Annotated in this window: 14 protein-coding genes, 2 pseudogenes and 2 riboswitches; of the genes and pseudogenes, 8 read left to right on the forward strand and 8 right to left on the reverse strand. The window is 36.8% G+C overall.

Annotation, left to right across the window (positions count from 1 at the left end):
• From GGR08_RS06410 to GGR08_RS06420, 3 genes and pseudogenes are all read right to left on the reverse strand, one after another.
• A pseudogene (locus GGR08_RS06410) lies at positions 1 to 922 on the reverse strand (DUF6990 domain-containing protein); the annotation flags it as partial.
• A 1049-nt stretch (positions 923 to 1971) separates the two neighbouring features.
• Positions 1972 to 2178: a Trm112 family protein gene (locus GGR08_RS06415; protein WP_183194535.1), complete on the reverse strand. Its 207-nt coding sequence runs from the start codon at positions 2176 to 2178 to the stop codon at positions 1972 to 1974.
• 13 nt (positions 2179 to 2191) lie between these two features.
• Entirely contained in the window at positions 2192 to 2854 is a 663-nt protein-coding gene (locus GGR08_RS06420; protein ID WP_183194536.1) for an LON peptidase substrate-binding domain-containing protein, read from the reverse strand.
• 447 nt (positions 2855 to 3301) lie between these two features.
• A riboswitch (glycine riboswitch) is annotated at positions 3302 to 3400 on the forward strand.
• A 1-nt stretch (position 3401) separates the two neighbouring features.
• Positions 3402 to 3493, forward strand: a riboswitch (glycine riboswitch).
• Positions 3494 to 3537: 44 nt separating this feature from the next.
• Here GGR08_RS06420 and gcvT point away from each other — a divergent pair.
• Genes gcvT through gcvP form a run of 3 tightly spaced genes read left to right on the forward strand, consistent with a single transcriptional unit; the run spans position 3538 to position 7825 of the window.
• A complete protein-coding gene (gene gcvT, locus GGR08_RS06425; protein ID WP_183194537.1) occupies positions 3538 to 4650 on the forward strand; it encodes a glycine cleavage system aminomethyltransferase GcvT in 1113 nt (370 codons plus the stop codon).
• Between the two features lie 5 nt (positions 4651 to 4655).
• Positions 4656 to 5024: a glycine cleavage system protein GcvH gene (gcvH, locus tag GGR08_RS06430; RefSeq protein ID WP_183194538.1), complete on the forward strand. Its 369-nt coding sequence runs from the start codon at positions 4656 to 4658 to the stop codon at positions 5022 to 5024.
• Positions 5025 to 5029: 5 nt separating this feature from the next.
• Positions 5030 to 7825 (forward strand): aminomethyl-transferring glycine dehydrogenase, encoded by a 2796-nt coding sequence (gene gcvP / locus GGR08_RS06435; RefSeq protein ID WP_183194539.1) that lies wholly within the window; start codon positions 5030 to 5032, stop codon positions 7823 to 7825.
• Between the two features lie 1040 nt (positions 7826 to 8865).
• Here the strand turns inward: gcvP and alr are convergent.
• Complete coding sequence (gene alr / locus GGR08_RS06440) at positions 8866 to 9981, reverse strand: alanine racemase (RefSeq protein ID WP_183194540.1); 1116 nt, start codon at positions 9979 to 9981, stop codon at positions 8866 to 8868.
• 751 nt (positions 9982 to 10732) lie between these two features.
• Here alr and GGR08_RS08345 point away from each other — a divergent pair.
• Positions 10733 to 11264 (forward strand): annotated as a pseudogene (locus GGR08_RS08345) (integrase); the annotation flags it as partial.
• 439 nt (positions 11265 to 11703) lie between these two features.
• Complete coding sequence (locus GGR08_RS06450) at positions 11704 to 12531, forward strand: ferredoxin--NADP reductase (RefSeq protein WP_183194542.1); 828 nt, start codon at positions 11704 to 11706, stop codon at positions 12529 to 12531.
• A gap of 580 nt (positions 12532 to 13111) precedes the next feature.
• On the opposite strand, the gene GGR08_RS08540 is transcribed toward GGR08_RS06450, so the two are convergent.
• A complete protein-coding gene (locus GGR08_RS08540; protein ID WP_281377823.1) occupies positions 13112 to 13234 on the reverse strand; it encodes a hypothetical protein in 123 nt (40 codons plus the stop codon).
• 258 nt (positions 13235 to 13492) lie between these two features.
• Here GGR08_RS08540 and trhO point away from each other — a divergent pair, with 258 nt between their 5' ends.
• From trhO to GGR08_RS06465, 3 genes are all read left to right on the forward strand, one after another.
• Positions 13493 to 14410, forward strand: coding sequence for an oxygen-dependent tRNA uridine(34) hydroxylase TrhO (trhO, locus tag GGR08_RS06455; protein ID WP_183194543.1), 918 nt, complete (start codon positions 13493 to 13495; stop codon positions 14408 to 14410).
• A 1709-nt stretch (positions 14411 to 16119) separates the two neighbouring features.
• A complete protein-coding gene (locus GGR08_RS06460; RefSeq protein WP_183194544.1) occupies positions 16120 to 17253 on the forward strand; it encodes a type III PLP-dependent enzyme in 1134 nt (377 codons plus the stop codon).
• Between the two features lie 75 nt (positions 17254 to 17328).
• Positions 17329 to 17913: a GNAT family N-acetyltransferase gene (locus tag GGR08_RS06465; RefSeq protein ID WP_183194545.1), complete on the forward strand. Its 585-nt coding sequence runs from the start codon at positions 17329 to 17331 to the stop codon at positions 17911 to 17913.
• Between the two features lie 1066 nt (positions 17914 to 18979).
• Here the strand turns inward: GGR08_RS06465 and GGR08_RS06470 are convergent.
• The 3 genes from GGR08_RS06470 to GGR08_RS06480 all read right to left on the reverse strand — a co-directional run bounded on the left by GGR08_RS06470 (position 18980) and on the right by GGR08_RS06480 (position 22216).
• On the reverse strand, positions 18980 to 20551 hold the full coding sequence (locus tag GGR08_RS06470; RefSeq protein ID WP_183194546.1) for a DHA2 family efflux MFS transporter permease subunit: 1572 nt from the start codon (positions 20549 to 20551) through the stop codon (positions 18980 to 18982).
• Positions 20552 to 20570: 19 nt separating this feature from the next.
• A complete protein-coding gene (locus GGR08_RS06475) occupies positions 20571 to 21665 on the reverse strand; it encodes an HlyD family secretion protein (protein WP_183194547.1) in 1095 nt (364 codons plus the stop codon).
• A gap of 149 nt (positions 21666 to 21814) precedes the next feature.
• On the reverse strand, positions 21815 to 22216 hold the full coding sequence (locus GGR08_RS06480; protein ID WP_183194548.1) for a Fur family transcriptional regulator: 402 nt from the start codon (positions 22214 to 22216) through the stop codon (positions 21815 to 21817).
• Positions 22217 to 22869: the final 653 nt, after the last annotated feature.

The following is a 22869-nucleotide window of genomic DNA, read 5'->3' on the forward strand; positions in this document are numbered from 1 at the left end:
TAATGCACGTTCAAGGTGGGTTTTGTTGATGCTTTCGTCAAAGCCTAGGTGATCACCTGCCGTAAAGCTTTGCTGATAAGATTGTAAGGTCTCAATATTGCCCAATAAAGCAAGAGCGCCAAGATGAAGTAAAGCATAATCCGTATCGTTTGCTTTAGACGTGGCGCCTTTTTCCCAAGGAGCAGTGCCATAATCAGAGCGAAGTCTTTCAGAAAGATCAATAGCAGTTACTGACCATTCTAGCGCATCATCAAGTGCTTGCTTTAAGCGATCCGCAGTGACTTCTGGTTCAAAGATTTCCAGTCCCTTGGCTTCAAAATTAAGTTGTATATCTGGAATATCTTCTGTGTGGATAGGATCAATGAATTTGCAAGCACAAGCCAAAATGCCTGTGCTAGTCAAACAGGCGCTATCAAATTGTGGACAATCTTTATTTTTGAACAAGTGTTTTGCTTTCGATCGATGCTTGTAAATCTTGGGCGCGTGCCCATTGTATTATCCGTTCAGAGATTTTGATAAGCTCGTGATCATTTAATGTTCCCACACAAATATCAATTTCCTTGCCAAAACCACTAAAAAAACCCCCTCCAATCGTGTTAAAAGACTGATAAATATCCGTAGGTCGTATCCAATTATATTCTCTCCTATAGTGAATATATTTGCAAGCTACAGAAATCTCTTCATTAGATATTTCAGCTTCAAGACGAACATTGTAATTATCATGAAGACGTATAAAGCCAAAATCAAATTGAATAAAACGGTCTGGCAAAGAGAGAAACATTCTCTCAGGTTCCATAGCAATCCATCCTCCCGTTTTGAGGATGTTACTTGCTGCGATGAGATTTATCGAGCGCTGTTTGGGCTTATTGCGCGTTAGAATATCATCTAATTCCCCATTTTTATAGGCCTGTGCAAAAAGAAGCAAGCGTTCATTCCACGTTATCATTTTATAATCAGAAAATTCTGATACGTTTATTTTGGACGTAGACTCATAACTCCTTAAAGCTTCTATCTCGCCGAGAAGAGCCTTTGCAACAAGAGAATGATTAGCAGCTTCTGCATTTTCTTTCTTTAAAATAATTTCATATAATACACTGAATCTATTATATGTTTGTGAAACAAGCGTTTCCGGAGTCTGAAGTGTTGAAACTGAATTAGCCTCTTGCTTTGATATCCGCAAAAAGCGGGTTAATTTTTATGCTTGGTTTCGGGTTTTCAGACCCTATTAATCGCCGCGTCCACGATCAAAAATATAAATCTCATTCATAAGGGAATTATTTTCAATCATCAATTGAAATTACAACAGTTTTTCTTGTTTTTCTTTATCAAGGCGTCCATTACATATAAAATATTGTTTGAGATACTTTGTAAAAGCTGTAAAGTTGAATGAAAGACTGATGATGGCAAGGCTAGGAACTGCTTTTTAGTTTTACAACATTTATGTTTTCTGCAAAAATAAAGCTGGATTTTTGTTTTAAAGATAACGCAAACAGATAAAAATTCTTGTTCCTGATATGACACACAAAAGATGATATAATTTGCCTTTTTTATTTATTGCGATAGGGGTAGCTTAAACACGTTGCTCGTGAATAGTATAAATTAAAATTCATGAAATATAACCATCTTTATATTTAAGCCACTTCATTGATTTGGGGTAGTTCAAAATATTATTAGAATTCTTGCATTTAATGGAGTCAGAAGAGCCATTTTTATTTCTTTTTAATCGATTTCATTTAGGTGCTTGTGTTATGCTAAGCGAATGATTTTGATTGTTTTAGGATGAACAGGTTGGAATAAGAGAATCTGATGTATTGGGGTCTTTTATTGTACGAAATAAAGCGATATAAATATCTTTATAAACCACTGTATTGCTATAGGGTAAAACTCTTTTCAGAGCTTGTGAATATTGAGATATCTATGGATAGAGGCTTGATAACAGCGGGTTTTGAAGGGGAATTGCATGAAGATTTTTTATTTTTTATGCGTACGTTCTTCATTGTTTTGCAAAGGGCGCGCTTCTGAAGCAAGCATAATGGGAACACCATCACGAATAGGATAGGCAAGTTTGGCTTTGAGAGAAATGAGCTCTTGTGTTTTTCGATTGAAAGAGAGCGTGCTTTTCGTTATCGGGCAGACAAGCAATTCGAGCATTTTGGGATCTGTGGTCATTTTTTTCATGTTTGGACGTTTATTAGTTTAAGCGGTAATCTGTTCCTGTTTGTTTCATGAGTGAGCGTTCTGTTAATGCAAGAAGAGTTTGAGCACGGCTTCTGATATCTGGAGCTTCAAGTAGAGCTTGTTTTTCTGCTGGTGTAAAGGGAATAAGAGCTGAAAAAGCATTAACTAATATAGGCGTAGGGGCTTCTATGATACTGCTCCAGTTATATTCCATTTCATGGATGGTGAGATATTTTTCAACGACATCGAGTAAGATTTCCCGATTAATGCTTTCTTCAATATCGAATTCTTGTAAGTCTTTTATGTTTGATTGGATGAGAGCTGTTCGATAAGATTTTGTGTTTGTCAATTCTTTTTCTAAGGTGAAGCGGCAAATACCTTGTAATATAATGAAGAGTTGTCCATTTCCTGTTTCACTATAGTTTGTAATGCGTCCTATACAGCCTGTTTTATAAAGTTGTTTAGAGAGGCAGTCTGTGGCCGATGAAAGTGGTTGAATGATTCCCAATAGACGATCGGTGACCATAACGTTTTCAACCATTTCAAGCGATTCTGGTTCAAAAATGTTGAGTGATAAAAAACCACCTGGCAGTAAGAGCGCCCCTTCTAAAGGAAAAAGAGCAATTTGCTTTGGAAGATCATTTTCACAATTGTAAAAAATATTACCAGCTTTCATGAGTATTTTGTGACCTTTGTTCGGTAATTTTGGTAGATAAATAGTCGTAATTTATGACACTATTTAGAACGCAGAAAATTAACTTTTTGTGCATTAAAATCATACTTATAAGATATTTGAAGTCCTTATTCTTAGAAGAATATAAAACCCTATCGTTAAGGTTGAATCGGGCAAGAAAAAATATTGCTTTGCGATCTTTTTAGTGTGTAACGTTTTGCATGATTTTCAAGGGGTCTTTTTGTTTATAGCTTTTGATTTTTGTATTAAATTTCTAAAGTAGGTTCCTTACAATTTTTACAAAGTTCACAAACAAATGTTATTATAAGACTTTTGAAGTAGCTTATGCAAGTTTTAAAAATGAGAGCATTTTCATCACTTTACTAATGACAGTGCGGTAAAGATAGGTTATAGATTAAAATATGCTAGAAAGAGCGTTATCGTTTCTTTCATTCTTTTGCGGGAGAGTGCAAATTGCAAATTTTTGCGTTGCCGCCGAAGGGGAAATAGCCCATAATCTCTCAGGCTTTAAAGGACCGTAAGAGGAGGAAGGCAGATCTGGAAAGTCGGGAAAGCCCGTGCCGAAGGTGTAAGCGAAGGATTTTTTCGCGAGTCTCTCAGGTTGATGACAGAGGGGTGTAGAAACGTTCATATTGCATGGGTGTTAGCGCAGCTTTGGAGTTATTATGGGCACAACACAAGAGACATCTTTTTTAAAAATACTTCCTTTATATGATTTGCATGAAAAAGCAGGAGCAAAATTTGGCGCTTTTGCGGGGTGGAATATGCCTTTAACTTATCCTCTTGGGGTTTTGAAAGAGCATCTTCATACGCGCGCGCATGCAGGACTTTTTGATATTTCGCATATGAAATTGATTGCTGTTGAAGGAGCGCAAGCAGTAGAATTTTTATCCTATGCTTTTCCTATTGATGCAGCAGCTTTAAAGATTGGGCAATCACGGTATAATTATTTGCTTAATGAGCAGGCTGGTATTCTTGATGATCTTATCATCACCCGTTTGACAGAATGCCGTTTTGTGTTGGTTGCTAATGCTGGGAATGCAGAGGCCGATTTCGTAGAATTGGGAAAGCGGGCTGTTGATTTTAAATGTCAAGTTATTGCACTTGAAAGGGTATTGCTTGCTCTTCAAGGCCCTGAAGCGGCAGCTGTTCTTGCTGATGCGAATTTACCAGGGAGTGAGTTGTTTTTTATGCAAGGATTCGAGTCTCAACAAGATTGGTTTATAACGCGTTCTGGTTATACTGGAGAAGATGGTTTTGAAATTGCTTTACCTATAGGACATGCGCATGCGTTGGCTGAAAAATTGCTGAGCGATTCTCGTGTTGAGTGGGTTGGACTTGCTGCACGCGATAGTTTGCGGTTGGAAGCAGGATTGTGTTTACATGGAAATGATATTACTCCTGAAACAACCCCTATTGATGCAGCTCTGACATGGGCTGTTCCTAAAAGTGTTCGAGAAAAAGCACAATTTTACGGTGCGAAAGCGTTTCTTGAAGCGTTGCAAAAAGGACCTACTCGGTGTCGGGTTGGTTTAAAACCACAAACGCGCCAACCTATTCGTGCCGGCGCAGTACTTCTCAATAATCAAGGCAATGAGATTGGAGCTGTAACATCAGGCGGTTTTGGTCCTTCTTTTGATGGTCCTATTGCGATGGGTTATGTTCCGGTTGATTGTAAAGTTGAAGGAACACAAGTCTTTACAGAACTGCGAGGCAAAAGAATTGCACTATCGGTTCATTCACTTCCCTTTGTTAAACAACGTTATTTTAAAGGATGATTTTTATGTCAAAAACTTATTTTACACAAGACCACGAATGGCTTAGCGTTGAGGGGCAAGTGGTGACTGTTGGAATTACGCATTATGCACAAGAACAATTAGGAGATTTGGTTTTTGTTGATTTACCACAAAATGGGACAAAACTTTCCAAGGGGGAGGCGGTCGTTGTTGTAGAATCGGTAAAAGCAGCCTCAGATGTTTATGCACCTCTTGATGGTGAAGTGGTCGAAATTAATGAAATATTAGCTGATAAGCCTGAACTGGTGAATCAGAAAGCTGAAAAAGAAGGCTGGTTATGGAAAATGACGTTACAGGATGAAACACAGTTAGAAGAGTTGTTGGATGAAGATGCTTATAAGGCTTTGATTGGGTGAGTCTCATGATTGAACGTTCTTTTTCTTCTCGACATATTGGGCTGCGTCCTGATGAAATACAAAAAATGCTTGATGTTTTAGAGCTTGATAGTGTTGATACACTCATTTCTCAAGCGGTTCCTAACTCTATCCATTTTGCGCGTTCACTTGATCTTCCAGAGGCTGCTAGTGAAGGACAAGCTTTGGAAGAACTCTCCAAAATGATGGAGCGTAACTGTGTGCACAAAAGTTTTATTGGGCAAGGATATCATGGAACGTATGTGCCTCCAGTTATTTTACGAAATCTGTTTGAAAATCCAGCTTGGTATACTGCTTATACACCTTATCAAGCAGAAATTAGTCAAGGTCGTTTAGAGCTTTTGTTTTATTTTCAGACATTGATTAGTGAATTAACAGGTTTGCCTATTGCCGCTGCTTCCCTGCTTGATGAAGCAACAGCTTTGGCTGAAGCAAATGCTCTCGCTTTTCGCTTTGCACGTGAGAAAAAAACAAAAATTTCTCTTCACAGTCTTTTACACCCTCAGATTTTAAGTGTTGCGCAAACGCGTGCTGAAACACAAGGTATTTATATCTGCCAAGAGAAAAAGATTTGTTCTGATACAGCGGCAATTGTTTTATCTTGGCCAGATACAAAAGGTTCTTTTCATGATTACCGTGAGGTCATAAAAGAGGCAAAGGAAAAAAGGGCGCTGGTGATTGTTGTGGCTGATCCTTTAGCGCTTACCCTTATGGAACCACCTGCTCGATGGGGGGCTGATATTGTTGTTGGCTCTATGCAGCGGTATGGAGTCCCAATGGGATTTGGTGGGCCGCATGCTGGTTATCTTGCGGTTAGTGAGCCGCTAAAGCGTCTTGTTCCAGGGCGTATTGTGGGTCAAACTGTAGATACCAAAGGGCGCGTTGGTTTTCGTTTAGCTTTACAAACACGTGAACAGCATATTCGGCGTGATAAAGCGACGTCAAATATTTGTACAGCACAAGCTTTGTTAGCTAATATGGCAACAGCTTATGCTGTTTGGCATGGGCCTAAAGGCTTACAAAAAATTGCGCAGCGGATTCATCATTTAACATGTCGTTTTGTTGCTGGTTTAGAGGTTTCAGGAATTCATGTTGAAGGGGAAAGCTTTTTTGATTGTGTGACTATTCCTGTTAAGGGAAAAGCTCAAGAGATTGCATATCAAGCGAAAATGGGGGGGCGCCTTGTTCGTGTGCTTGATGAGGATACTCTTGCAATCAATTTTGATGAATTATCGACAGAAGAAGATGCTTGTATTTTAGCACAGCTTTTTGGTGCACGGTTAGCTGATCAGGTTTCTCCACGACTCTTTGGTCAAAGACGGGATGCTGCTTTTCTTTCTCAGCCTTTTTTTCATGCTGTTCATTCAGAGACAGATATGATGCGCTTTTTGCGTCGTTTGGCAGATAAGGATTTGGCGCTGGATCGTGCTATGATCCCTCTTGGTTCTTGTACAATGAAGCTTAATGCAGCGGCTGAATTGATGCCTGTGAGTTGGGCTAGCATGGCCAATATACACCCCTTTGTTTCACAAGGGGATGCAGCGGGTTATTTGGAGATGATCAATCAGTTAAATGCGTGGTTGTGCGAAATTACAGGATTTGCACAAGTTTCTTTTCAGCCAAACTCTGGTGCTCAAGGAGAATATGCAGGGCTCTTGGCTATCCGACGATATTATCAATCACTGGGAGAATATCAACGTACAGTTTGTCTTATTCCTGCGTCTGCGCATGGTACTAATCCAGCTTCGGCGCATATGGCAGGCATGGAAGTCGTTGTGGTAAATTGTTTAAGCGATGGCGATGTTGATGTGGACGATCTCAAAATGAAAGTGCAATTGCATAAGGATAAATTGGCAGCCCTCATGATTACTTATCCTTCAACTCATGGAGTTTATGAAGAAAGCATTAAGGAAATTTGTTCTATTATTCATGAAAATAATGGACAAGTTTATTTTGATGGTGCTAATCTCAATGCACTTGTAGGGCTTGCTCGTCCTGCAGATATTGGCGCTGATGTTTGTCATATGAATCTTCATAAAACATTTGCCATTCCCCACGGTGGTGGTGGTCCTGGTATGGGACCGATTGGTGTCGCAATGCATCTTAAGCCATTTTTGCCTGGGTGTGAACAGGATGGGGCAACTTATGCGGTTTCGTCTTCTCCCTATGGAAGTGCGTCTATTCTTGCGATTACATGGATGTATATTCGAATGATGGGGGCTGATGGATTAAAATATGCAACACAAATAGCCATTTTAAATGCTAATTATATTGCTGCACGTCTTTCATCAGCTTATTCCGTTCTTTATCGGGGCAAGCATGGACGTGTTGCTCATGAATGTATTGTGGATACACGCGTGTTGAAAGAGCAGTATGGAGTTAGTGTTGATGATATTGCAAAACGTCTTATTGATTATGGATTCCACGCGCCCACAATGTCGTTTCCTGTTCCGGGAACTTTGATGATTGAACCAACAGAATCAGAACCAAAAGCAGAGATTGACCGTTTTTGTGATGCTTTACTCTCTATTGCTGAAGAAGCGAAAAAAGTTGGTCGTGGAGTTTGGCCAAAAGACAATAATCCATTGGTGAATGCGCCTCATACATTGGCAGATACTTTAGATGATTCTTGGGAACGGCCATATTTACGACAAGAAGCTGCTTTTCCCAATAATTTTCTTGATCCAGCCAATAAATATTGGCCTCCTGTATCGCGTATTGATAATGTTGCAGGAGACAGAATGCTCATTTGTTCGTGTCCACCATTAGAAAATACTGATTAAACAAACAATATGCATTCAATTTATTTGTTTACATGAATGAAAAAGCTCATACATTTTGTAGCAGCTTTGTGCTTATTGATCATGTTTCTATGGAGTTATTTTTTGTTTTCTAGAATTTCATGTTGCCTTTTATAACATGAGCAGAATTAAAAAAGGAGACAAAAAAACTGTGTTTTGTAAAAAATATATGAATTATAGTAAGAGTTTATAAATTTTTCCTATTGAAGGAGATCTGAAAATATTATGCGTTTTTTTTAATTGCAAGTCTGCTCGTGATGAATCATGAGGGTTTTTTGCATGTTATAAGGGAAAAGTGGTGTGGGGATGAAAAATTAAGAAAAAGAAATAAAAATCTTTTTATGAGTTATCTCTAATGTTATAGCTGCTCTATAGCTTTAATGGGATTTATGCTTTCTTATGTAAAATAGAATATACTTATGTTATCCATTTACCATATCTGTTTTAAAGAAATACTTCTTACACTCGTTTCATAATAATGCGCATGAATGGTATGAAATTCCTCGTGATGATATAAAGTCTATAGTGCATTCCTACTTAGGTCAGAAAAGTTTAAATAAGACACTATCTGCCAATCTCCAATAATGTAATAGTTCTTGCAGTTAGATGGTTTATAAGAGGCGTTTCTATTCTTTTTCTAAATTATTTTTAGCTATATGCAGCCCAGATTGTAAAAGTGATGATTTTGATTGCTTCACTATGAATAAGACTGAAATTAAGCAAAAATTACGATATTTTCTGCTGTTATTCAGAATTATAAATTAATATTTTTACTTAATTTGGCAATTAATTTTTAAAACTTAGCGTTAAATTCTTTTTCGTTAAATTATATAGGAAAAATTGAGTTTTGCTATTTGTTGTGAAAGACACTTCCATAAAACAGGTCATAAACTTGTCAATTTTGAGGTTTTTGTGAATCTGCGGTTATGATTATTCTATGCAATTGATTGTTATAAAGCTTTTCATAAAAGCCTTTAATTTTCTGAAATGATGATTTTATCAGTTTATTCTTTAAAGAGTCTTTATATATAAATGTATTTGTAGCGTGGTCCAAGAGACGTTAGAATTTCATTGGGAAGGGTGTTGGCATCGATGGATATTTTTTCAAGTGTTTGATGGGGGCCAATGAGTTCTACCCAGTCACCTGTTTGAGGTTTTTGAGCAAGATCTGTTGTATCTACAATAATGGAATCCATAGAAACGCGGCCAACCATGGGAAGTTTGTGTCCATTGAAATAAACCGCTCCTTTATTTGAAAGAGTACGGAACCAACCGTCTGCATAGCCAATAGAAATGGTTGCAAGAGTACTTGATCTGTTGGTGATAAAGCTTTCTCCATAACCAACAGATTCTCCTGCATCGACAACGCGGCTTTGAATGACTTGGGCTTCAAGTTTTAAAACAGGTTTCAGAAGTGATGTGTGTTTTCCTTGGGGTTCGATTCCGTAAAGTGCAATTCCCGGACGAACAAGATCAAAATAAAAATCTGATCCCAGAAAAATGCCTCCAGAATTAGCAAAGGAAGCTTTGCAGGTTGGCAGTTGTGCAAGAGTGGTTTTGAAAGAAGTTAATTGGGCATAATTTGATGGGTGGGTATCATTTTCTCCGTTAGCAAGGTGACTGAGAATATATTTTACTTCTGCTTTTTCGAAAATTGTAGGTTGTTTAATGAGTTTTTGTAAGTCTTTTTGGTCAAGTCCTAATCGGTTCATATAGGTATCGATTTGAACAATTGCTGGCAATTTTTTATCCTTTTTTTGACAAATTTTTTGCCAATTTTCAATGGCATTCCAAGAGTTGAGAACAGGAACAATACCAGATTGTGCTACAAACTCTTCTCCTAAGTGTGGAAGTCCATTCAGAAGGGCAATCGTAACATTTGATGATAAAATACTTTTTAATTGAAGTGCTTCTCTGATTTGTGCGACAAAAAAAGTACGACAACCAGCTTGATAAAGGGCAGGGGCAATTTTGTGAGCCCCTAATCCATAGGCATTTGCTTTTATAACTGCTGAACATTCCGTTGGAGCTACACGTTTGGCTAAAGTGATATAATTGGCAACGATGGCACTGACATCGATGGTTGCTACAGCTGCATAGAGTGGTGTATTTATTTCATCATTAACGGATTTGTTCATTTTAAAATCTTATCTGTATTCGCGAAAGACAGCGTTTTCTTTGATTATTGCATAAAGATTCTTTATGATATACGGAAAAATGCTGTTTGTTGCTATGGTCAAAATCATAAGGAGCCTAGACTGGATTATACATTATGAAAGCCGTTTTATGTAAAATGGTATTCTCGATATAAGAGGTATTTTAGTTTTATTTGTGTTTGTTATCAACCAAGTAGTCTTCTGATAATTTGTGAAATATAGATTTTTGTTTTTGAATCATTTTTTCTGGTTGAGGTAGCTTAAAAAAAGAAAGTATAATTTGATTGTATTGTATCATTTTAAAGTGTGCAATGTTATGCTGTGTTTCTGATGAGATTGTTTTTATTAAATATGCGTGGTTTGCTTACCTAAATCAATAAATTAAAAAATTTCTACTATTAAAGTTATTTTTGTTAAATGGGAAAGAGTGTGTAAACACTTTCTGATACGTTAAAACCGTTGAGTTGGATATGATCTCTTTTCAAGATGAAGAGGGTGTATGATATTTACGTTCTATCTTTTTCTTGGTTTTAAGTGAGATTAGTTTTATAAAATATATAATATATTGATTTACAAAGATAAATTATCATTTTCAACTTGAAATCATAACCTTGAATATATTAAGATTTTTTTGTTTTAAATCGTCTCATATTGAATCAATTAATATCCTTGTTTGCACATCATAAGCGGAGAGGGGTGTGTGGGTAAAAATGGGTAAAAGAAAGGAGTAAAAATGTCTCTTATGAACCGTTTTAAATGCCAATGGTTGTCGCAATATTGGGGCTGGAAAATTATAATGATGGTGTCGGTTTGCTACTCCATAAGCGTAAATATGGAGCTGCCCAATGGATTTTATGGTACACTATTCACGGGTGTTGTCGCGAAATAGGCTTGGGTGTCTTAAATATGTTTCGTTGAAAAAAGTCCATGAGTGCGCAATTCAATGGCGTTCTATTTTGTTTTACATGAGGAACATGACTCCATTAAAAACATAGGAAACAAAAGCGTGAAGTAATGCGTAATCTCCATTATTTAAAAGATATTGCTTTGGATGCTTTTGAAAGTTATAAAGCTGAGTTAAAAGGGGATGCTAAGCATGAGAATTGGTTTTCACCTTTAAATTCATATTTTTCCCGAATTGGGCTGTCTGCCTGTTGCGGAGATTACACAAACAGAGATATGCAATACTCTTTCCCCCTATCTGGCATATAAAATCTGGAACTGCCTGGATAGCATTGATACGTCTTAATTTTTGTCTCAAACATAGAGTGCATTAGATGCAATTTATTTATGAAGAGAGCAGTATGAAAAGTTCACTAAGGAAAATAATAGATATAATGGCAGAATTTTTTAGGCAATCGTGCGATTATCGTTCAATCACCAAAAGTTTTATCTCGCTTAATTTTAAGATTTTCGGTCAAATTTTGTAAAACAAAAAAGTATTATAGCATTCCAATGTATAAAATGTAGGATATACATTATATATTAAAATGGAAAAAAGTGAGGTGATAGTTTAATACTCAATGTTTTTATTTTTCTTTGAATATGATATGTATCTGCATTTTCCTCATTCGATTAACTTTGACATAAAAGCGTTAATCTGAAGGCTTTTGTTTTAAGAAAATTGTTGGCAGATGGTTAGACAAGTACTATATCACGTCGAGGATTCGAAATTTAATATGCAAGAAAGATATGGGGAAGAGTATGAATACGTCTGCTATTAATGTTCCATCAAACATCAGCAGCGTTACAAGTTTTCCGATTTCTGAGAATGTGTTCGCACTTACTGTTCAAGGGGTTTGCCACTATACAGATCGGTTATTTAAATTCCGCTTGAATCGTCCGGAAAATTTTCGTTTTCGTTCGGGTGAATTTGTTATGATCGGTTTGCCAAATGCAGAAAAGCCGGTTTATCGCGCTTATTCGATTGCAAGTCCTTTTTGGGATGAACAACTTGAGTTTTTTTCAATAAAAGTTCCAGGAGGGCCGTTAACTGAGCATCTCCAAAAAATTAAAATTGGTGATACAGTTTTAATGCGTAAAAAGTCTACAGGAACACTGGTTCTTGATGCTCTTATTCCTGGAAAACGCCTTTATCTTATTTCAACCGGTACGGGGGTTGCTCCTTTTGCAAGCCTTATTCGTGATCCTGAGACCTATGAAAAGTTTTCAGAAGTTGTTCTTATTCAAACGACGCGTGAGCAGAATGAATTGGCTTATGCAAAAGATCTTGTTTTTTCTTTGCAACAAGACCCACTCATTGGGATGTATGCACAACAGTTGAAATTTTATCCTATGACTACTCGTGAACCTTCTGAACATATGGGGCGTATTACGACTGTTATGGAGAGTGGATGCTTTTTTGAAACAACAGGCCTTCCCAAAATTCATCCTGATGAAGATCGGGTGATGATTTGTGGTTCCATGGCAATGTTAAAAGATTGTGCGAGGATATGTGAAAGCTTTGGTCTTGTTGAAGGGGCCAATAATGCTCCCGCTACTTATGTTGTGGAACGCGCTTTTGTGGGATGAAAGTGGGAATGTTGGTGCTTTTTTGAAACAATCGGCTTTGCAACAATAGGCCTTTCCAAGTGCTTCTCCAAAATTTATCCTGATGAAAATCAGGTAAGAATTTGTGGTTTCATGGTCATGTTAAAAGATTGTGCAAGGATATATGAAAGCTTTGCTTTTGTTGCAGAGACTGATGCTCTCGCACTTGATACTATAGAGGGAGTTTTTTAAAGAGAGAGGATAATTATGCTGTATGCGCTAAGCGACTAATCAAATTCTACGTCACTTATTGTAAATAGCTAGTGAAGCGCTATCCAAAAACCGCTAACGTAGAAGATGTTAGGAAGTTGAAGCTGTTGTATTGCATTTTTTTGATGTTATATTACCGACCGAGGGAAATCACTGAATATCAGATCAGAGAAGCGAGATGCTAAAGCGTGGATGAAGGCAATACCTTTAGCGACTTAAACAAGGAAAAATTTAAGATATGAGTAGATTTTGTCTAATGCTTTCAGGAGGTCATTTGGGGGTATTATACTGAGAAGTAGGGGAGTTTTACTGTTTTTTGCATAATTGATTAATTCGATTTATAATCAATGTCTTACGGTAAATTTTCTCCTTCTTTTTTGTCGTATATTGTGTTGAGAGTTGTTTCGGCTCTAACAATTGTGTCAGGAACTTCTTGTGTAATTGTTTGAATTGTTTCTAGGGTATTGATATTCACAATGTGATTTCAATTGTTTTTAATCTGCTTTCGACAAGAGCACGTGCTAAGAGTACACCACTTTGTAGATTGTTAATAAGCAAAACAAGTAGAACAATTTGTCTGTGGAGATAGAATAAAAGCTTTTCTCTTTTAGGGCTGATGATACTCTTCCTTCTTGGAGATGGTGTTGTTTGGACCGTTTAATCAAGCATAATACCTTAAAGAGTAAATGAATAGATCTTGAAATTGAATGAAACCCGAGTTATGGCAAAAGATATGGAAAAAAAATTTAAAGTTGCTGCACTTTATTGCTTTGCAGATTTGAAGCATTATTATCAATTACAAAAGCCTTTGCAGGATTTATGTCAGGCAAAGGATATCAGAGGGACTCTGCTTTTAGCACAAGAGGGAATTAATGGAACTGTTGCTGGAGCTTGTGATGCGATTGAGGCGTTGGTGGATTTTATTATGGCTGAGCCAGCATTGCAAACACCGGAGATTAAATATTCATGGGCATCAAAAATGCCTTTTCATCGCATGAAAGTGCGGTTGAAAAAAGAGATTGTGACAATGGGGATTGAAGGTATTGATCCTCTAAAAGTTGTTGGTACTTATGTGGATCCTGAAGATTGGAATGCTCTTGTTCAAGATGAAGACACAATTTTAATTGATACGCGTAACGATTATGAGTATGCGATAGGAAGTTTTCAAGGAGCAATTGATCCAAGGATTAAAACATTTCGCGAATTTCCTGAATGGGTGCGTAAACATGAGGGTGATTTAAAAAAGAAAAAGAAAATTGCTATGTTTTGTACAGGCGGTATTCGGTGTGAAAAATCAACGGCTTATGTTCGTAAACTTGGTTATGAGCAAGTGTACCATTTAAAAGGAGGAATTCTAAAATATTTAGAAAAAATTCCAAAAGAGCAAAGCTTATGGTGGGGTGAGTGTTTCGTTTTTGATGAGCGTGTTTCTGTTCAACATGGTCTTGAAGAATGTGGACGTGAGTTATGTCGCGGGTGTCGTTTTCCTCTTAATGCCGAAAGCAAATTATCGCCTTATTATGAGGAAGGTGTTTCCTGTGATGCTTGTTATAATACGCGTAGTGAAGCTGATAGACAGCGCTTTCGTGAGCGCCATAGGCAGTTTCAATTATTGAAGTTGCGTGCGGTTGGTTCTCATCAAGAGACATAAGGATATCGGAGTACAGAAATTTAAATTTTGCTTTTTTCTCTTAAAATTTAAGAGAGAAGAAGTTTTAATCTTTGTAGAAAAATGTTTTATAAGACTGAATGTTGTTCAGTCTTTATTGTCTAAGTTAAATTTTTGATTTATAAATAATCATTATAGATCATTCGCTCTCCTTGATTTTATAGGATTGAGTATTTCAAATGTTTTCCATTTTAAGAATAAAAAAAGTCGTTTACCAATAGTGCAGGAGAGAGGAATTTGTAGCTTAAAAGATTTAAGGGAAACATGCGTGAATGAATAAAGTGTGATCAATAAGAAAAGATGTAAAAGTGGTTGCAAGGTGGGAGAAGTAGAATTTAATAGAGTAAATTGGTTTATAATAACAATTTAGGTCAATTTGAATAAAAAGGTTGAATATCGTGAAGTTTATTCCTTTCAGATTTGATAAGAACGAGTTACTCAATTTCATTTACTTGTACGTTACAAAGGAATGAAATGTATGGGCAAAAACGATTAAAAATAAGATAACACATCTCCCTGTAGGAATTTTTGCAATCTTAGGAGGTGATGGATAAAATGGGGGTATTATTTATGTAATTTCATAAGTAGAAAAATAGTGATATTTACTTAAATGATATCATATGTGTTAAATTATACGGGGGGGCAGGATCTAGTGCTTTAAGCGATGTCGTAAAATGGATGTTGGAAGCAGGGATATTTTTTAGGATGTATAGAGTGTCAATGAGCAAAATAATGGTGTTTTGTTGGGGGAGGGAAATCATTATCTTTAAAAGATGATGGTACTTCAATTAGTATCATCCCTAGTCTGATCTTGGTAGTCTTTGCGTTTGATAGGATAGATGAGAAGATATTTTATTCCTTTTAAAATCGTTTTTTGTTTATAGATTATTTTCTATTTGTGATGTGCAAGAGAATAATTTTTAGTGGTTCATTATTAGAAGTGGCGAAATGAGAGAATTTTGTGATGGAATTTTTGTTTAAGAGAAAAATAAAAATTATCATTATAAATTAATATGTTGAGTAATTTATTTTGCGTTATTTTCTGTAGCGGATATTCGGAGACCGAATGGGGAAGAAAAGTAACAAGGGGCTTTTAAACCAAAACGGAGATTTATGATGCATGGATGGTATAGGGGGGGACCCTGTAAAATGGATGGATGGCTTTGTTTAGTAGAGGAGAGTGTTGTTTTTTCGCATCATTTTATCTTTAAGAATTAAAAAATATTTAAAGTAAAAAAAATAGTTGAAATGAAAAAGAATTCGTTTTATAGGATGCCTTGCCCAAAGTCGCACGTGCCTGTGGGTGTCCGCTGGGTCTCAAATGGTGAGATTAACCGGTACGGTACCTGGAACTAACCGCTCCAGTCATTTTTGCAGCCAATTGCAAGAGTGAGGACATCTTGAAGCAACGACGGTGCGGGCCTTTCTGGTGTCTTCCAGTTTTTTAATGCTGGGATAAACTATAGAGGCACACCTCATTGCCTTCAGTGCGGAAGTGTTTTTTTTCCAATCAAAAAGGCAGATAAAATAGAATAACGCGGTTTTCGCGCTGTTCTTTCGCTGCATGCAATACTAATTTCTGGTTTTTTATAATCAGAATGAGTAGTCTTTGTGTGTTTTTTGTCCTTTGGTTTTGGGCAGCTTTGGCTGTTTAAAGAGTGGGGAGAGCATTCCCTCAAGGAGGATTGCAGATGGCAACGCAACGTATTCGCGATTTTCTTGCAACACATCGTTCTGAAGGTCCATGCTTAATTGTTGACCTTGATGTTGTTCGTGATAACTATTTAAATTTTGAAAAAGCTCTGCCACAATCTCGTATTTTTTACGCAATAAAGGCGAATCCTGCACCGGAAATCTTGCATTTGCTGAGTTCTTTAGGGTCTTCTTTTGATGCAGCTTCTGTTGCAGAAATTGAAATGGCTTTAAAAGCAGGGGCAACGCCAGAGCGTATTTCTTTTGGGAATACTATTAAAAAAGAGCGTGATATTGCACGAGCATATGCATTTGGTGTTTCACTTTATGCTGTTGATTGTATTGAAGAAGTGGAAAAAATTGCACGTGTTGCTCCAGGCGCACGTGTTTTTTGCCGAGTTCTTACCGATGGAAAAGGTGCAGAGTGGCCCTTATCACGCAAATTCGGCTGTGTTCCTGCCATGGCGGTTGATGTGCTAAAACAGGCAAACCAATTAGGTTTGCAAGCCTATGGTGTTTCTTTTCATGTTGGGTCTCAGCAGGTTGATCTGAGTGCGTGGGATCGTGCTTTATCGGATGCTGCTACAGTTTTTAAGCGTTTGGAACAAAAAGGTATTTCGTTGAAATTGGTGAATATGGGGGGAGGTTTTCCAACGCGTTATTTAAAAGATGTTCCGACAGAACAAGCTTATGGTATGGCAGTTTTTGATTCATTGAAAAAACATTTTGGTAATCGTATTCCTGAGACTATTATTGAGCCAGGGCGTGCGATAGTTGGTAATGCTGGTGTTATTCGTACAGAAGTTGTGCTGATATCTAAAAAAGCTGACAATGATAATGTGCGATGGGTTTATCTCGATATCGGGAAATTTAACGGTCTTGCTGAGACTATGGATGAATCCATTCGTTATCCCATTGAGACTCCTCATGATGATAAGATTATGGAGCCTTGTATTTTAGCTGGACCAACATGCGATTCGGCAGATGTTCTCTATGAAAAAACACCTTATCCGCTTCCTCTATCCCTAACGATAGGAGATGAAATATTGATTCATGGAACGGGTGCTTACACAACAACTTACGCATCGGTTGCTTTTAATGGTTTTGAGCCTTTACGATCATATGTAATCTGAGGTTTCCTTTTAACTATAGTTTTTTTAGACTTTTTGCTATGCTCGTCATGGCGCTATAAGAGGGCGGTTATAGAGATGGACATGATGAACTTTCAAACAAAAGATGGGGCATGTTTTACACTTTTATTGGAGCAAGAAGCCGATAAGCCTTATCGAGAAATTTTGCTTGATTCAACGATGGGGTATGGACGTAAACGTAAATCATCAGAGGCTTTACGTCGTGGACGGTTAGCTGCTCAAGGGCTTTCTTTTGTGGTTAAAAATGCGCTTGGAGAGCTTGTGGGAAGTGTCCGTCTTTGGCATGTTTCTTTTTCTAAAAGAAAAAATAAAACACAACATGCTTTACTTTTGGGCCCCTTGGCTGTTGCATCTGAATGTGCTGGTATGGGAATAGGATCAATTTTAGTCCGCCATGCAATTGAAACAGCAAAAAAATTAGGATATGGCGCCATTTTGCTGGTAGGGGATTTTGAATTTTATCAACGTTTTGGTTTTTCAAATAGTTTAACAGAAAATTTGGCAATGCCTGGTCCTTACGAAAAGCATCGCTTTCAAGCGTTGGAACTGATACCACATTATCTTTCTGGGTGTTATGGCACTTTGGTTCCTAGTGGAGAACGAGAAGTTTCAAATCGTTTTCAGCATCATAAAGTGGCTTGAAGATAGTGTTTATTTGTTTTTTAACAGCTGGCATTGAGGAGAGCATACTGTTTTGGCTAGAGCCAAAGTATTTAGTGGCACAAAGTTTTTGGGGAGTTGTATTGCGATTTTATTATATGGCTGGTCTCTTATTTTTGATAATTTCAGTTCAGTGAGTAGGAATATATTTTAAGCTCATTTTTTGAAATAGCATCCTATTTTATAATATTAAAGGAACCGGATTTTTGAGTGGTTTTGTATTCTTTTAAAGCCAGTATCATCATACATTTTCCAGTTTTCAATATTGTTGGTAGATCTTGCATCGAAACGGTTGGATATTTTGCTTTTTTCTTAAACAGTTTTTTTCTTTGCTTTTTATGTGCAAGGGAATGGTTTTGATTGATTCAATAGAGAGATATTTTGAGAAATTTTATACAATTTTAGCGCTTGTTGAAAGAGAAGGGGCTAAAGAAAGAAAAATATGCAGCAGTAGAATCAAAATTATAGGTATCAGATTTTTTAAAAGAGTGTAAAAAAATAAAATTACATGTTCAAAAGTAGCTTTTTTGAAAAAAAATATCATTACTTTTTTGCTATAAAGGTAAATCGTTTTGCAATTGGCATGAGAGGATCAAATACAAAATGATTTTTTCATGTAAAATTTTGCATTCAGAATCAAAAAAACGTTATCCTACACATTATAAGAGAAATATGTGCGTGAATAAAAATCACAAGAATCATAAATCTTTTATGAATATTCTTGTAAGAATCAAAAGAGTGAAGGGCAAAGAATCTTTTAACCTTTTGTGCCCTATGGTGATAAATCAAAAATCTTATAGAAATGGCTGCTTTATCTTTATAGTGTGGAGCACTTTAGATAAGCTCTTTGTTTACCGATCATCTAGAACAATTTTTGTATGCGAGAAGTTGTTTTTAAGTGCGGAAAGAGTCCGCATTAAAAGAGTTTTTATCAGAAGAATCATTTAGAATCATATATTTATTTATACTGTCTCTTGAGACAAGATAAAGTGCATAGGAAGCGAGGAAAGTGATAAGGATAAAAAATATTTTTCAATTTTAATTAAGCTTAGTGATTTGGTGGTGAATCCATGAGAGGTGGTATTTTTTTGAGAAACATGGTCATAAATGTTAAAACACCAAAAATGATGGTTATGATAAAGAAAATATCACTAATAGCCATAGTGGTTGCTTGTATGCGTGCCATACCAAACAATTGAGAAAGAGCCAGAGTATAGGAATCAAAGGTTTCTGTTTTGAATAATACAGTAAGCTTTGAAAGCATTTCAGTTGCTTGTTTGTTTGCGTAGTTAAGAGTTTCGGCTATTCGTTCATGATGGAAGTCTGTGCGTTTTGTTATGAGAGTGTTGATAATGGCAAGCCCTACAGCCCCACCTAGATTCCGGGTGAGATTAAAGAGTCCAGAAGCATTTTGCATCCGTTCTGGTGGGAGTGTTCCCAAGGCAATATTATTAATAGGAACCATACATAACATTACAGAAGCACCACGGAAAACTTGCGGCCAAAAAAGCTGCCAAAAATCCCAGTTATCTGTGATAGAGCTGGCCATCCAAATACCTATTGCAAAACCAAAAAGTCCTATTGCCATCATTAAACGTGCATCCATTCGTGCTGAAAGAAATCCAGCAAGCGGGGCAGTTAATAACATGACGAATCCTGAAAGAAACAATGTTTCTCCAATCATGAGGGCATCAAAGTGGCGGATTTGGCTTAAATAGACAGGATAAAGGTACGTGAGTCCATAAAGGCCTATTCCCAATGAAAAGGAAAAAATGGATGCAGCTGAAAAATTAAAATTAGAAAAAGTAGAGAGATCTACAATGGGTTCTTTTACTGTAAAAGCACGCCAGAAGAATAAGGCTGCAGCAAGAATCATAGTAATGAACAAATCCCGAATCAGCGTATCACTCAGCCAATCATGACGTGCTCCTTCTTCTAGAATATACTCTAAAGTTCCCAAGAAAATAGCCATAGAAATGAATCCTAACCAATCAAACTTCTTCATTAAAGAGGGATCAGCTTTATCAAAATCAATTAATTTCCAAGCGAGAATTGAGATGATAATCCCGCAGGGTACATTGATGAGAAAGAGCCAATGCCATGATGAGAGATGACAAATATAGCCTCCCACGGTTGGACCAATGGTGGGGGCCAATGTTGCTACTAGTCCAACAATAGGGGTAACAATTGGGCGTTTGGAAGGAGGAAAAAGAACATAAGAGGCGACAAAAACGCTTGGGATAATTCCTCCACCAATAAAACCTTGTAGTGCGCGATACAAAATCATCTCTCCAATAGATGTTGCTGTTGCACAAAGAACAGAAGTAATCGTAAACCCGATCGTTGATATGGTGAAGAAAACACGTGTTGAAAGCAATCTTCCCAAAAATCCGGAAAGCGGCAACATGATGACTTCAGCGATGAGATAGGAAGTTTGAACCCATGAAATTTCTTCAGAGCTTGCTGTAAGACCCGCTTGAATTTCAGCTAAAGAAGAGGAAACGATTTGGATATCTAAGATTGCCATAAACATGCCAAAAGACATAGCTATAAAAACTGCAATTTTGCGCATTCCTATACGCTCTTGAGATTGTATGAGCTCTGGTATGGAAGATGTCATAGTAAGATCTTCTACTTTTTTATAAGAGACTTTTATCTTGTGGATTTGTACGTGTATCAATTTTCACTGAAACACTCATTCCCGCTCGTATATGTCCGGTTTTTAAGACTTCTTCTGGAATAGAAATACGTACGGGAATGCGCTGGACAATCTTTGTAAAGTTACCGGTAGCATTTTGTGGAGGCAGAAGAGAAAAAACAGCGCCTGTTGCGGGCGAAATAGAAAGCACTGTTCCTGTAAAAACATCATTTTCGAAGGCATCAACAGAAATATAAGCTTTTTGTCCGGTATGAATGTCTTGTAGCTGTGTTTCTTTATAGTTTGCTTCAATATAAAGTGCGTGTATGGGGACTAACGCCGCAAGACGTTGGCCATTTACAACAAAATCTCCCGTTTTTGCTGTTAAATTTCCTATAACTCCATCAAATGGCGTTCGTATAATGGTTGAATCAAAATCACGTTGTGCTTTTTCACGCGAGAGTGTTAAGCTCTTTGTTTGGCTTTCTGTTTCATCTCGTTGTGCTTTTAGCACTTGGATATGGGCATGGGCTGCGGTGATTTGTGCATCCGCTCTGTTAACATTTGCAATGGCTTGTTCATAAGCTGATTTGGCATCATCAACATTGGATTGAGACGCATAATGATTCGCTTTAAGTTCTGTTACACGTTTTAAGGTGAGTTGTGCATTGGTTGCTATGGCTGAAGCGGCTGCTTTTTGTGCTTTTGCGTCATCTAAGGCACTATGCGCCGCTGTGATTTGTGCATCAATCCATAGAAGTGTTTTTTTCTGTGTGTTGAGACGTGCTTCTGTTTGATTCAAGGCTATTTGATAATCAACATTGTCTAAGTAAAATAAGACATCGTTTTTTTTTACAACTTGGTTTGCTTTAATAGCAATTTTTTCAATGTATCCATTTAATTTAGGCGCGATAGCTGCTATATCTCCTTGCACATAGGCATCTTCAGTGGAGACCATATAACGCCAATGGGTTATCCATTTATAGCTAAACCAAAGCACAAAAAGTGCAAAGATAATAAGAAGAGCGCTGATTACTTTTTTTTGTTTCGTTTTATTGAGATTTTTGATTGAAAAAATTGTCTCAGATATGGACATGACTTTATACTTTCAATATTTACGTTACTAACAAATATAGTAAGCCCACCTCTCTTTAGGATAAGGTGAGCCACATGCAAGAGCAATAAGAGTTTTTCAAACAAGAAGGCGATCTTTATTGCATAATGCTAAATATATAAACTTGCAAGTTAGAAGTCTTGTTTTGTTGCACATTTTTTACAAAGACCTCGTACTTCTAAGGTGCTTTTGTGTGCTTGGAAACCAATAGCTTGAACCATTTGTTTGACACTAGATACAATTGTTTGATTTTGCACTTCATTGGCTTTACCACAGTTTTCGCAAATTATAAAAGTTGTGAGTTCATGTTGACAGTTTTCAGGATGTAAACAGATCATAAAGGCATTTACACTTTCAAGACGATGGATACACTTTAACTGTACGAGTTTTTCTAATGCACGATAAACTTGGAGAGGAGCACGAAAACCTTCTTCGCGTAAATGGTCGAGAATTGCATAAGCACTTAAAGGCCCTTTTGCATTCTTTAGGGTGTTTAAAACCAATTTTTGGTTACGCGTCAGTTTAGATGACATTTACATCTTCTTCCTTTTATTCTCGTGAAAAAGCATAAAGCGTGTAAGATCTTTATGCAATGGTGATTGTAGAATATGTTCCCTGTCTTTAATATTTATCGTAATCCGGAAGAAGAGTTATGACATTTGTGAGGGTAGAGGGCATTATAATCTGAGAGCTACTGTTATTATACAAGATATTGATTTATAATAATTAATTATTTTTATGTTGAATGATATTGTAGGATTATCTCATTCCAAACCTGTGTGTTTTTAATCAATCAAAATCATTTTTTTGCACATCATTAAGTGAGATGAGTGTGTGGATAAAAAGAGGGGAGTAAAAATGGTTCTTATGGATCATCCTGAGAATGAGAATATGTAAGGCGATCGTGATACTAGAACAGAGTTTTGTGGGCTCTTATTAATAGGGGTATTAGAAATAGGGCTCGTATAATTGATCATGTCCAAATTTCTGAGTAATGCTGTTATTTGTGATAATATCTATGTCGGTGGCAATGCAAAAATAAGCTGGTTCTACTTAAGTTTGTGATGAAGCGTGTGTCTTTGAAGTAAATTAGTATTTTTAAATTGTGATATTTTTTGAGATGGTTTGGTTTATTATAATATTTAATTATCGTTTTAATGATAAAAAGGTAAAAAATGATATTGAC

The organism is Bartonella fuyuanensis (assembly GCF_014197255.1).
GTDB lineage: Bacteria > Pseudomonadota > Alphaproteobacteria > Rhizobiales > Rhizobiaceae > Bartonella > Bartonella fuyuanensis.